Raw genomic sequence first — 12,176 nt, 5'->3', positions numbered from 1 at the left:
GCCGACGCGGACGCCGATGCGGATGCGGATGCCGACGCCGACGCGGATGCAGATGCTGACGCCGACGCTGATGCTGATGCTGACGCGGATGCTGACGCCGATGCGGACGCCGATGCGGACGCCGATGCAGACGCTGATGCAGATGCCGATGCGGATGCAGATGCTGATGCTGACGCTGATGCCGATGCGGACGCGGATGCAGATGCAGATGCTGACGCCGACGCTGATGCCGATGCTGACGCTGATGCCGACGCTGACGCCGATGCAGATGCGGATGCCGACGCCGACGCAGATGCTGATGCGGACGCCGATGCAGATGCTGATGCGGATGCTGACGCGGATGCGGATGCTGACGTAGAAGCCCCTGCTGCCCCGACTGCCGCTTTGGCGACTGACACCGGTGATGATGCTGATGGCATCACCAGCGATGGCACGGTCAATGTTGGTGACCTCGAGCCGGGTGCGACCTGGCAGTATACGACGGACGGCAGCACTTGGGAGGATGGTACAGGAACCAGCTTCGAACTGTCTGAAGGCGTCTACGCGGATGGCCTTGTTCAGGTGCGTCAGATTGATGAGGCGAGCAACGAAGGCCCGGCTGCATCACTCGGCGCGGTAGAGGTTGATGAAACCGATCCGGATGCCCCGACTGCCGCCTTGGCGACTGACACCGGTGATGATGCTGATGGCATCACCAGCGATGGCACCGTCAATGTTGGTGACCTCGAGCCGGGTGCGACCTGGCAGTATACGACGGACGGCAGCACTTGGGAGGATGGTACAGGAACCAGCTTCGAACTGTCTGAAGGCGTCTACGCTGATGGCCTTGTTCAGGTGCGTCAGATTGATGAGGCGGGCAACGAAGGCATGGCTGCATCACTCGGCGCGGTAGAGGTTGATGAAACCGATCCGGATGCCCCGACTGCCGCCTTGGCGACTGACACCGGTGATGATGCTGATGGCATCACCAGCGATGGTACCGTCAATGTTGGTGACCTCGAGCCGGGTGCGACCTGGCAGTATACGACGGACGGCAGCACTTGGGAGGATGGTACAGGAACCAGCTTTGAACTGTCTGAAGGCGTCTACGCTGATGGCCTTGTTCAGGTGCGTCAGATTGATGAGGCGGGCAACGAAGGCATGGCTGTATCACTCGGCGCGGTAGAGGTTCAGACTCTTGATCTTGATAACGTGCAAGAAACAGCAACCATTGAGACCCAGATCACATACGAATCGGAGAACAGCCCATCGACAGACGACGATTCTGAGACTGATTTGATTGGGCTTAGCGTCGGTAACCTTCTAAGCCTCGATATTGGCTCCGGTCATCCTCTGGTTGAATTCGACCTAGAAGAAAGTGACAACAGCACCGAGTTTTCACTAGAAATCTCCGGCGCTTTGGACATCGGAATTCTCGATAGTTACGTTGTCATCATCGAACGATATGAGGATGGTAATTGGATACGGCCGGATGATCTGGGTGGGTCTTTCAACGATGGGATCTTGAGCCTGGACGTTCTCGGTCTGGGGGCTACACAAGGTACCTTCACTGTAGAAAATCTGCCGACTGGTGACTATCGCGCAGCACTTGTTCCGGATCCAGGTCTTATCTCTGTAGGGGTTCTTCTAATCCGCACAATTGAAGTTGAAGCGACAGACCTGTTCGAGGTTGAAGAGGTTATTGTCGGTGAGGCGGCGACAGGAAACTTCATCGATGACTCAACCGATGATGACAGCAACCTTGAGGTCATATCTGTCCAGTTCAACGGGGTGGATACGCCGGTAGGCAGCTCTGTTGTCGGGGACTTCGGCACGCTTGATATTGGTACAGACGGCACCTACACTTACACTCCTGACCCGTCAGAAGGGGAAGGGGAGGATGTGTTCACGATCACAGTCGAGAATACCGTCACATTAGAGCAGCAGGATGCTGATCTGACAATTGATGTCAGTCTGGATGATGGTGAGGCTGAATCAGTAGCCTTCAGAATGATACCAGAGGCTAGCGAAATGCTTGATGAAGGTGGTGAAATTCCGGCTGACCTCTTGGGCAAATCTGCCGATGATGGTGAGATTGCCCCCCCGAAAGGCGATGTCGAGAACGCTGGATCTGACTATATGGCTTCCCTTAAACAAGATGATGATCAGGGCGGCACAGACGTCTTCTAATCAATCTTGTAGCCTTGAAAAGACGGTGCGCCGGGTCAAACCGGCGCGCTTTCCTAGTATCTCGACAAGATGGAGTTATCATGGACGATCAAGAATCCATCTCGGACGGCAAATGCAACACTGACACTCTAGACGCTCAAGGCTGGATCACATGTCTGGGCCATATTTCCCGACACTACGGCATTTCCTTTTCAGCACAGTCTGCCTTGAATAGCGCCGCATGGAATGCGGATAGGCCACAAGCAGAACGGTTGATTACACTGGGCAGACATCTTGGCCTCCGGATCAAGATCTACACACCGGATCAATTGGAATTGACGCCATGGCGCCTACCAGTGATCTGCGAACTAAAAGACGGAACTTTGGGTCTTGTCGTATCCCTGAGTAAATCAGGCCAAGCAGGCGTTTTGCTTTCCGATGAACAGGATGAAGTCAGCCTTGAGCTCTCAGATCTCATGTCCGAAAGCCTTCACTTCATCTCTGCGCGGCCACTGAGGACGCTTGTGGATGAGCGTGTTGATAATTACATCGCGCCATACCGTAAAGGCTGGTTGCGGCGTTTCGCTCTGCCGGATTTGCGCCCTTACGGCTATGTGATGATCGCGACTTTTACTGCAAATGTGCTTGGTCTTACAGGAATCCTGTTTTCAAAGCAGGTCTATGACCGGGTGGTTCCCGCAGAGTCCTTCAATACGCTTTACGTTCTTTTTATTGGTGTCATGCTGGCAGCGGTGTTTGACTTTATAATGCGGCGCACCCGCACGAAAATTGCGGATACTCTCGGCAAGCGATCTGATATCCGATTGTCAGATCAGGTGTTCGGTCACGCAATGAGAGTGAAAAGTTCGGCACGACCGAAATCAACCGGCTCGTTCGTTTCGCAGTTGAGGGATCTGGAGTCCCTTCGCGAAATGCTGACATCAACAACAATTACTGTCCTTGCGGATTTGCCGTTCTTCTTCATGTTTCTCTTCTTTTTTTGGTATATCGGCGGGCCGCTTGTTCTCGTTCCGATAGTGGCCGCCATTGCGATGATCCTGCCCGGAATTCTCTTCCAAAAGAAGCTTAACCGTTATGTCAACGAAGGTATGCGTGAAGCCTCGATGCGAAATGCTATGCTTATCGAAGCGGTGCAGGGGGCCGAAGACATAAAGACACTTCAAGCTGAAACTCGGTTTCAGCAAAGATGGAACCACTTCAATGCCGTAACGGCAGAAGCGCAACTCAAACAAAGAGACATCACCAGCACGCTACAATCATGGGCACATGCGGTGCAAATGAGCGTGTTTGCGACGATTGTTTTTGTCGGCGCACCGATGGTCATTGCGGGAGACATGACGACAGGGACATTGGTTGCCTGTTCCCTGCTTGGATCGCGCATGATGAGCCCCATGTCACAGTTCACACAGATATTCAGCAAAATGCAGCAGGCGAAACTGAGCTACAAGAGTGTCGATGCGGTTATGCAGATGCCAGTGGATCATCCTGACAGGGAAAGCCGTATCGGTGTTTCGGCAATTTCCGGGACGTACCACCTGAAGGGAGCAAACTTCTTTCACGACGAAGAAAAGGCGAACCTTGCCCTTTCGATCAATGACCTGAAAATTGACGCTGGAGAAAAGGTTGCTGTTCTCGGACGGGTCGGGGCTGGGAAATCTACGCTTCTGTATGCGCTGGCAGGAACATTTGAGCCAAGTGAAGGTGAAGTGCTTCTGGATGATATGTCTCTTGGGCAGATCGATCCTTCCGACGTCAGGCGTGATGTTTCGCTGTTGTCGCAAGACTCTCGGCTGTTTCACGGTACGATACGCGACAACCTGATGATGGGCTCGCCCCAAGCAACGGATAAGGAAATACTAGAGGCCTTAAAGATATCCGGCGCGATAGACTTCGTAAGCCGGATGACACAAGGGCTCGATTATCCGTTGCTAGAAGACGGTCGGGGGCTCTCTGGTGGGCAGCGACAGGCGCTGATGTTGACGAGGTTAATCCTTCGCAACCCTCGGGTGCTCATTCTCGATGAGCCTACGGCATCTATGGATGAACAGACCGAGCAGAACCTGATCAATGCTTTGCAAGAATGGATGAATGACCGGACGGTTATTTTGGCAACGCACCGGATGCGCGTCCTGAATTTAGTGGATCGGATCATAGTTGTCGAACGTGGAAAGATCCTGTCTGACGAAAGCAAGGCGTCCTTCCTAGAGAGGTCGCGAAAAGCATCGCGGAAAACGGTGACCAAAACCAGCCCGAAAAAACCTACGATTGTGTTAGTGAGTGACAAATAATGCCGAAACGAAATGAGGGGAAACTAGATGTCTGACCAAGGACTGTCTGCAGCAGATGCGGGGTTGATTTTTGGCGAAGATGACGAGGTCAGCGTCACACGGTCAAAACGCGTCATATTCTATGTTTTCGTATTGCTTGCTGCCGGACTTGTGTGGGCGAATTTTGCTGTCTTGGATGAAGTTTCCACAAGTAGCGGTCGTGTTGTCCCGACGACAAGCGTTCAGGTCATTCAATCTCTGGAAGGCGGCATTCTTTCCAGCTTGGAAGTCGTGCCGGATGAGGTGGTCGAGCCCGGACAAATCCTTGCCACATTGGATCCGACACAGGGAACGGCCGCGGCTGAAGAGACCCTATCGAAGTTTCGTGCAGCGTTAGCCACAGCCGCGCGACTTGTGTCCGAGATAACAGGGGAGCCCTTGAGCTTCCCTGAGGAATTGAATGATTTCCCGAATTTAGTAGCCGTGGAAACCCAGCTGCACGACGCACGCACTCTTGGTCTTGAGGCAAAACTGCAAATGTTGGACAGAGCAATATCCTTGGCATCCGACGAACTGGAGATCAACGAACAACTGAGAGTGACGGGAGCAACCAGCAATTTCGATGTCACGCGTCTACAGCGAGAAGTGATCGACCTTGAAATCCAGCGTTCAGACATATCCTCGGAGTTTTATATCGCGGCGCGGCAGGACCTCTCGGATGCAGAGGCGGAAATAGCAGCCTTACGGCCCATAGTCAGGGGGAGGAATGATGTGGTTGACCGTCTCACGTTACGCTCTCCCGTGCGCGGTATTGTCAAGAACATCGAGATCAGCACGATCGGTGGAGTGGTTTCACCGAATGGGCGATTGATGGAGATCGTCCCCCTCGATGATCAACTCATGATAGAAGCACGGGTTACTCCGCGAGATATTGCTTTTATACGGCCAGGACTTCCTGCGAACATAAAAGTAAGTTCATATGACTATTCGGTTTACGGTGGTCTAGCAGGGGAAGTTGTCACAATCTCACCCGACACGATACAGGATGAAGTTAGCAGAGAGCAATTCTACTATCGGGTTTTGATCAAGACGGACGACACCGCGCTGGTAAATGAAGTGGGAACACGCTTTTCCATCCTGCCGGGTATGATGACGACGGTTGATATACACACTGGTGAGAAAACGGTATTGGAATATTTGATCCAACCGTTCAATCGAGCGAGCGAGGCAATGAGAGAAAGGTGACCTTTAGATAATAGATTGACGTCTCTTGTCTGATGTTTGAGGGGAAACATGAAGACCAATAACTCAAAGAGGTTTGCGCTGCTCGTTGCGGTCTCCATCATGGGCGGCTGTGCATCCGGGCCGCCAAGTGAAACAGTTTCGCGGATAGCGGATCGCGGGGCGACCTTGCAGCAATTGACCCCCGGACCCGGAGGGACCGCACCGAGCGTGACCCGATCCGCCATCCTGATGGATAGCGAAGTGCGGGAGCAAGCGAGTCTGACGGAAGTCAGTGTGGACCAGATAGCAATCGAAAGGGCAGCCCTGTTTCCGAGCGTGAGTTTCGGGCTGACGGGCGGGGAAGGGAGCGCCAGCGTGGGCGACTCCACTCTGGAACTCTCCGGAAACCAAACGATCCTGGACTTTGGCGGCACACGGCGCGCCATTGAAGCCGCAGATATCCAGCTGCAAATACAATACATGACATTCCAGTCATCGGTTGATAATGCCATTGTATCCAGCTTGCTGACCTACCGAAGGATACAGGCGCTGGAGGACGGGCTTGCGATCCAGAGGGCAAAACTCTCTGCATTGCGCAGTCTACAAGACCTAATCGACGTACGGTTGGAGATAGGAGCCACGGGGTCCTCTGATGCTCTTGAAACCCGCAACCGCGTAGAAAGGGCCGAGTTCGATGTGCTTGATGCAGAGCTTGAGCTTTCCGAAGAACGCGACAGGCTTTTTCGGCTGACTGGGCAACGACAAGGTGGCTTTATCCCGAACTTTCCCGAGATCTGCTCTCCTGCCGGTGGTGAAACCGATGATCTTAAAATAGCCCAGCTGAAAGTTATTGAAGCCAGGCTTTCGCTCGAAGAAGCTGAAAGGGCCAGGTTCCCACGGATTAGTTTGAATCCTCTGGGCCGTGTGACTGCTGGCAGCAATGGCGTCACCACAGGTATGAATGTGAGTGTGAGCGCACCAATTCTTGAAGGGGGCGCTGTTGAAGCCCGCGAAAATGCAGCCCGCAATCGTTATGCCGGCGCAGAGGCTGCTGTGGAGACCGAAGAGCGGAACGCGATCCTAGATGCCACCAGTCTTCAGAGAGACCTCTCTGTGCTGCGTGAAAAACAGGTGATGTTACAACGTCAGATCGGTTTACTCGAAGAAACCCGCGAGCTTTATCGCAGCCAGTATATCAACCTGGGAACGCGCGTGATTACAGACCTTCTTGATATGGAGGAGTCAGTCTATGATCGCCAAGCGGAGCTCAATGAAGTCAAATATGACCTTCAGAAAAGTCTGGTCCAGTGCGCTGCCCGCAGCGACACTTTGCGGCAACACCTCGGGATTACGGCATTTCAGATTTACGGATACCCGCTGACATCAGACGGGTTTTGATGAAATTTGCGGGGCCGGATATCCAGCCCTGCATACTTCCGAAAGTTTGAATGACGGTCGGGTTTTCTCGGCCGTTCATTCTTTTAAATAATGCTGCAGATAAGCGACATACCCCGAGAGGTAGTGCTCGACATCATCAATCCTTACCCTGAAAGATTGATGTCGAATAAAGAACCCTCCAAGGATCCGCTGGGGGTTCTTGTAGTACATCGCGAATTCGGGCCAAAAGAAGCCGTTCAGGAGATACTGGGCACGCGCTTCCAGAGCGCGATAAAATTTGTCGATGTCGATCTGGTCGATCAGATGCCTATGCTCGTCACTGCTCTGAAGGCGGATGATCATTTTATGCGCAGCCATCATCAACTCAAGAAGGGTCGGGAATGTTGTGATCCGTTCGATGACAAAATCCAGATGCCCGACAAAGTTCTGGATCCCGAACTCGAAGTAACGCTCTTCGGGCCGGTAAAGCGTCAACTCGTTTACGCAATAGCTGAGCCAATGATCATGGGTCTTCCAGTGCTTGTTTGCGATAAAATATGCAAAAGCAGATTCGACGGTCTCCAACCACCGTGGATCTTTCGTGAGACCATAGAGGCGCATCAGACCGAAAGCTGCTTCCCCATCATAGTAAATTATGCGGAACACTTCCTTGACGGAGAGATCATCCGCATTCAACACATGAGATAGCTGACCCGTTTCCGGATCTTGCAATCTTCGAACACCAAGTGCCAGTTTCTCAAGGAGCGGTAGATATTGCTGGTTCGACGTCAGCTCAGTATATTTCACAAGCGCAAGAAGGCAAACAGCACTTCCACCCAGTTTGATCTCGTTGTTGGCATCCTGCAGGTAGGCAACTGGCGCTTCCCCTTCGGGCGTATAGATACGGATCAAATCCTGAACCAGATACCCGATAGCCCTGTCGATCGCCGCCTTGAGCGCAGGATTCCGCGTGACCTCCCAGGCTTCCAGCATGGCGTAGATAGTGCTGGTATGGCGCAGGGTGTTGTAGGCGTTAATCTCCCGATCAAAGCAGGGGTGCAGCCCGTACACAAAACGCCCGTCATCCCCCACTTGTGCCGCAAGGAACTGACTGGAATCACTGATGAGCTTGTCTACGACGGGTTTGTCTAGGCATTTGATAACCCGCCGGCCGGTATTGCGACCACCCGTGTCCTCATCAAATCCATTCAGATGAACGGCAGGTCGGCCGGCCTGAATGAAGAATCCCTTCGTTGTGAATATTAGAACCTGGTGCTCTGGATCCTGTGGGAGCTGAAAGCCTTTTCCGAACCGTCGACGTCCATAAATAGTGGAGTTTTTGGTATTCACTCTGGAGTTTAGGGTTTTGCCGCCAAGGTAAAGCATGGCATTGGCGTTGATTTCTTGTTCCATGAATGCCTGTTTGAAACTTCGATCCAAGGTGATCCCGTATCGAAAGTAGTTCCTCTTGGTGGTTTCAATCCTCTTCTGGCACTCAGCCCATGTCATTGGCCATGCCTGATCCACCCGATCGACGCGCAGCCAACGCGCCGTGGAAACGGTTTCATCCTGTCGCTTTCCCCATGCAAAGGCCTGCTGCGCGAGGTCGTCAAGGTTTATACCCGTAAAGAGTACAACACGGGCGCGTTGGTTTCCGTCGCTGAACGCAAAGAACACCCGCAGAGGTGATTTCGGTGAAGTGACGGGGTTGTCAGCACCAGTTTCCAGCGTGGATTGTATAGCATCTAGGGCTTGGGTTATGAGGACGTTGATATCGACCAGCGGGTAAGGCGCGAGGGGAGATTTCAACTCACGGGACATCGCGGTTGTCTTGCGCAACTGGCGTGACTTTTGAGCTTTGCCCTGCTGTACCCGATTAAGCATCGTCTGATGCCCAGAGCTTCTCTTTCGTGCCATTCTGGTCTCCTATTTGTTGTTCAAAAGATCTTCAATAGGCGGTTAAGATGGCGGGGTTTTGGGAGCTCTTGTGTTGATTTCCGCTGAGACGTGATCCGATATTTCCGCCGAGAATTGCCCCACCCTTATCTATGTATCAGCGTTTATTTGGCAGTCAATTGTGTGGTCTCCTTTCGCGTTTTTTGGCCTGCCTCAGCTGGCGGTTTTCGCGCTCAAGTGCCTTGATCCGATCCCGTTCGGCGGTCGTCACACCATCGCGTCGACCGCTATCTGTCTCAGCACGCCTGCCCCCCGCCCGAAGCGTATCAGACCCACAGCCAATCTTAGGCGCAATTGATTTGGTCGCAGCAGATTGGATATCAAATTCGCCCTGATGCTCGAACACCATCCGCACAGCACGTTCGCGCACTTCTGATGAATATCGGTTTCAGGTTGCTTGAGGTTCTCACACTCATCGATGCCGCGACCGTAGACCGTTCTGAAAAGATCCGAGTCAAGCCGGAAGCGGGGATCGCGTTGGCGAAGGACTTCTACAATTTCTGAGATGGCCTGAACGTCTTTGCCAGGTTCAACCCAGTCAGCCAACCTCGGCTTTCGCCCGGTGCTCTTTCCGATTAACTCCAGTCCGAAAGCATTGAATGTCTTTACATTAATGCGTTGAACATTGGGAAAACCACCAAGGCGTTCTTTGATGCGAGCTTCCAGTTCGTCCTTTACGGATCGGTTGAACGCAAGAATCAAAATCTCCTCAGGTGGGACCAAGCCTTCCTTTAGCGCATACCCGACACGTGCAACGATAGTTGATGTTTTCCCAGATCCTGCAGCGGCAACGATTTGAAGCGTGTTGTCCATGCAGATGCAGCAATCCATTTGCTCATCGGTGAGAGGGTTCCGCTCGACTGACGAAAAAAATTCGCTCAATCGCTCTTTCTGTTTTTTGCCAAAAGCGGAGTTGGCCGCATCGAACTCTTTCGAAAGCGCCTTCTGAAAACGTGGATGCTGCGAAGTGGGTTCAGCGTCTTCGCTCCCGCTCTTAAATGGTGGAAAGCGTCGGATAATGCTCTCGGCCGCACCTTTAGGGACCCACCTATCTGGATCAACTTCGCCTTCCCACTTTGCTCTCCAAGCGGAGTATTCAGAGTCTTTGGTTATTGAAAGCGTTGACTCCACTAGCTTTAAGCTAGTGCGTGCCAATTTGGGGCCGGGGTCTTTCGATTGCCCTTTGCCACCAAATAGCAAGCCGCCGAGTAGGGCCGTTCCAATAATCCACTCAATCAATTCGAGCTCTTTCCTGCGTGCTTAGCCGCGCTCGTTCTTCGCATCGCTGCGTTCAATAGCGACCATCCGCGTTACTATCTCGTTGGCAATTGTCTCGTAGAGCACCGCTTGGCGCTCCCTCGCTGAACCCGGTTTGGGCGTTCTGCGTCGTATTCTTTTGGCAAGCCAAAAGAGAAGCCTTGCAGCAGGATCGGTGACGTTTTCCGGCACTGGAACCGGATAGTTTTCTTCGAGGAGGGTAACGACCTCAGCATTCATGCTGCGATGGTTGGCCTCAGCCGCAAGGCGTATTCGATCGCGCAAGCCGTCGGGCAGCCGCACAATGAATTTATCCTGACTTTGAGAGCTTTGTTCTGGCATGGTGGCACTGTGCCATAAAATGCAATTGACGCAATGGTGGCTAAGTGCCACTAACGAGCTGTGGTTTCAACCTGGAGGCGTTTCATGAACAGTCGTAAACCAATGCAGCTTCGGCTTCCGCAAGAGCTCAAAGAGCGGATCAAGGCAGAGTCCGATCGCAATGGAAATTCCCAAAATTCTGAAGTGATCCGTGCCACTCGCGCGGCAAAGGACAGACGTTCTACATCCGGAGCATTTGGGAAAATCACTATAGATCAGAGTGATAATGCGCGTTTTTAACGAAGTGAGAGAGGTGCCGATACGATGACCAAAGCAAGTGCACAAACAAAGGCGAAACAGGCAGCCTCGGCCTTCATCCGCGAGGCGCGGGAAGCAGGTTGGCAGCGCGCAAAGCTTGAGATCAAGTCTGATGGTAGTGTCATCGTTGATGCCAACATGATCGCGCCAGAGGCCGCAGACGACTTTCTCAACAGTGACTTGAGAATGGGCGAATGACCCGAAAGAGCCTGCCAAAATACGTCTATAACGACAGAGGGTATCTGCGTTTTATCCGGCGTTCGCGTGACATCTCCGTCATGATGCATGAGGAGGCAGGCTCGCCGGAACTCTGGGATCACTACAATCGGTTGCTGAAGGGAAAGCCAGCGCCTGCGCCGGTGAAACGAAACTTTGAGGCGTTGATCCTTAGCTACTACGAGAGCGACGCGTACAAGAAACTGAAGCCCCTGACGAAATCTGACTATCGGCGATACATCAGCCACATCCGCGAGATCTGGGCAGGGAAAGACCCGGCTAGGATAGAAACGCATCACATTTATGAACTGCACCGCGCCAATGCTGATCATCGGCGGCAGGCGAACTATCTGCTCCAAGTGATGGTCGTCTTGATGAACCATGCGCGTTTGATTGGCTTCATCAAGAAAGAACACGGTAATCCAGCGAAAGGCATTCCGTTATTCAAACAACAGAGCGACGGTTGGGAGCCTTGGCCAGACGATGTGCGGGCTGAGTTCGAAGCGCTGGCTTCAAAGAGGGCACGGCTGGTTTACGAACTTTGCGTTGGCACAGGCCAGCGAATTGGCGACGTCGTGAGGATGAAGTGGGAGCACTTCTCCGATGAAGGATTCGATTTCACGCAGGGCAAAACCGACTAGCCGCTTTGGATCCCGCTCACCGACCGCCTGAAAGCCCATCTCGAGGGGTTCGCACCAACAGACGGCACTGTTGTGGCCGACGCCAAGGATCGACCAGTGAGCTACCGGATCGTTGCGGAGGAAATGCGCACCATCAAAAAGAAGATGAAGCACGAGAAGGCGAGCTACTACAAAACCCACGGGCTCAGGAAAAACGAGACGATCGAGCTGTATCTGGCTGGATGTAATGACGAGATGGTCAAGGCGGTCACCGGTCACTCAGGCGTCGAGATGCTGAAAAAATACGGAGGGCCGATCCGGCAGAGGGAGCTCGCGAAGCGCGCTCAAGAGGCAAGAAATCAAATGGAGCGAAGCAAGACCGAAACGTGAAAGTTTCAACGATTGTTTCAAAAATGGCAGTGAAGGAGAGTAAGGATGACGCAAGCCATTG

At 52.9% G+C, this 12,176-nt stretch carries 10 protein-coding genes and 2 pseudogenes; 8 read left to right on the top strand and 4 right to left on the bottom strand.

The window, feature by feature from the left end; genetic code table 11:
• From KO498_RS09280 to KO498_RS09265, 4 genes are all read left to right on the top strand, one after another.
• A partial coding sequence (locus KO498_RS09280; protein ID WP_215959625.1) for a hypothetical protein occupies window positions 1-2,169 on the top strand: 2,169 nt, incomplete at its 5' end.
• 80 nt (window positions 2,170-2,249) lie between these two features.
• On the top strand, window positions 2,250-4,457 hold the full coding sequence (locus KO498_RS09275) for a type I secretion system permease/ATPase (RefSeq protein ID WP_215959624.1): 2,208 nt from the start codon (window positions 2,250-2,252) through the stop codon (window positions 4,455-4,457).
• 27 nt (window positions 4,458-4,484) lie between these two features.
• Window positions 4,485-5,681 carry an HlyD family type I secretion periplasmic adaptor subunit gene (locus KO498_RS09270; RefSeq protein ID WP_215959623.1) on the top strand — a complete coding sequence of 399 codons (1,197 nt, stop codon included), beginning with the start codon at window positions 4,485-4,487 and terminating at the stop codon, window positions 5,679-5,681.
• Between the two features lie 48 nt (window positions 5,682-5,729).
• The gene (locus KO498_RS09265; RefSeq protein WP_215959622.1) at window positions 5,730-7,058 is read left to right on the top strand and encodes a TolC family protein; all 1,329 of its coding nucleotides are present in this window, start codon (window positions 5,730-5,732) and stop codon (window positions 7,056-7,058) included.
• A gap of 75 nt (window positions 7,059-7,133) precedes the next feature.
• Here the strand turns inward: KO498_RS09265 and KO498_RS09260 are convergent, their stop codons facing one another.
• The 4 genes and pseudogenes from KO498_RS09260 to KO498_RS09250 form a co-directional block, all read right to left on the bottom strand.
• Complete coding sequence (locus tag KO498_RS09260) at window positions 7,134-8,954, bottom strand: hypothetical protein (RefSeq protein ID WP_215959621.1); 1,821 nt, start codon at window positions 8,952-8,954, stop codon at window positions 7,134-7,136.
• Between the two features lie 166 nt (window positions 8,955-9,120).
• Window positions 9,121-9,342: pseudogene (locus KO498_RS18210) on the bottom strand (IS3 family transposase); the annotation flags it as partial.
• Window positions 9,343-9,554: 212 nt separating this feature from the next.
• Window positions 9,555-9,824: pseudogene (locus tag KO498_RS18205) on the bottom strand (UvrD-helicase domain-containing protein); the annotation flags it as partial.
• A 429-nt stretch (window positions 9,825-10,253) separates the two neighbouring features.
• Window positions 10,254-10,592 (bottom strand): Arc family DNA-binding protein, encoded by a 339-nt coding sequence (locus tag KO498_RS09250; RefSeq protein WP_215959619.1) that lies wholly within the window; start codon window positions 10,590-10,592, stop codon window positions 10,254-10,256.
• A gap of 84 nt (window positions 10,593-10,676) precedes the next feature.
• Between KO498_RS09250 and KO498_RS09245 the strand changes: the two genes are divergently transcribed.
• The 4 genes from KO498_RS09245 to KO498_RS18195 are packed head-to-tail and all read left to right on the top strand — an operon-like array spanning window position 10,677 to window position 12,115.
• On the top strand, window positions 10,677-10,871 hold the full coding sequence (locus KO498_RS09245) for an Arc family DNA-binding protein (RefSeq protein ID WP_215959618.1): 195 nt from the start codon (window positions 10,677-10,679) through the stop codon (window positions 10,869-10,871).
• Window positions 10,872-10,895: 24 nt separating this feature from the next.
• A complete protein-coding gene (locus KO498_RS09240; protein WP_215959617.1) occupies window positions 10,896-11,087 on the top strand; it encodes a hypothetical protein in 192 nt (63 codons plus the stop codon).
• A complete protein-coding gene (locus KO498_RS18200; RefSeq protein WP_252731360.1) occupies window positions 11,084-11,746 on the top strand; it encodes a site-specific integrase in 663 nt (220 codons plus the stop codon). Before KO498_RS09240 ends, KO498_RS18200 begins: the two co-directional genes overlap by 4 nt.
• 9 nt (window positions 11,747-11,755) lie before the next feature.
• Window positions 11,756-12,115: a tyrosine-type recombinase/integrase gene (locus KO498_RS18195; protein ID WP_354667652.1), complete on the top strand. Its 360-nt coding sequence runs from the start codon at window positions 11,756-11,758 to the stop codon at window positions 12,113-12,115.
• The last annotated feature ends 61 nt before the right edge of the window (window positions 12,116-12,176 follow it).

Source organism: Lentibacter algarum (genome assembly GCF_018860975.1).
GTDB lineage: Bacteria > Pseudomonadota > Alphaproteobacteria > Rhodobacterales > Rhodobacteraceae > Lentibacter > Lentibacter algarum_A.
This window is presented reverse-complemented; position numbering and strand designations above follow the sequence as displayed.

Excerpts from the sequence above, each read along its gene's own strand:
- KO498_RS09240 (WP_215959617.1), top strand. The coding sequence starts at position 10,896 with ATGACCAAAGCAAGTGCACAAACAAAGGCGAAACAGGCAGCCTCGGCC.
- KO498_RS09275 (WP_215959624.1), top strand. The coding sequence starts at position 2,250 with ATGGACGATCAAGAATCCATCTCGGACGGCAAATGCAACACTGACACT.
- KO498_RS09265 (WP_215959622.1), top strand. The coding sequence starts at position 5,730 with ATGAAGACCAATAACTCAAAGAGGTTTGCGCTGCTCGTTGCGGTCTCC.
- KO498_RS18200 (WP_252731360.1), top strand. The coding sequence starts at position 11,084 with ATGACCCGAAAGAGCCTGCCAAAATACGTCTATAACGACAGAGGGTAT.
- KO498_RS09250 (WP_215959619.1), bottom strand. The coding sequence starts at position 10,592 with ATGCCAGAACAAAGCTCTCAAAGTCAGGATAAATTCATTGTGCGGCTG.
- KO498_RS09260 (WP_215959621.1), bottom strand. The coding sequence starts at position 8,954 with ATGGCACGAAAGAGAAGCTCTGGGCATCAGACGATGCTTAATCGGGTA.
- KO498_RS09245 (WP_215959618.1), top strand. The coding sequence starts at position 10,677 with ATGAACAGTCGTAAACCAATGCAGCTTCGGCTTCCGCAAGAGCTCAAA.
- KO498_RS09270 (WP_215959623.1), top strand. The coding sequence starts at position 4,485 with ATGTCTGACCAAGGACTGTCTGCAGCAGATGCGGGGTTGATTTTTGGC.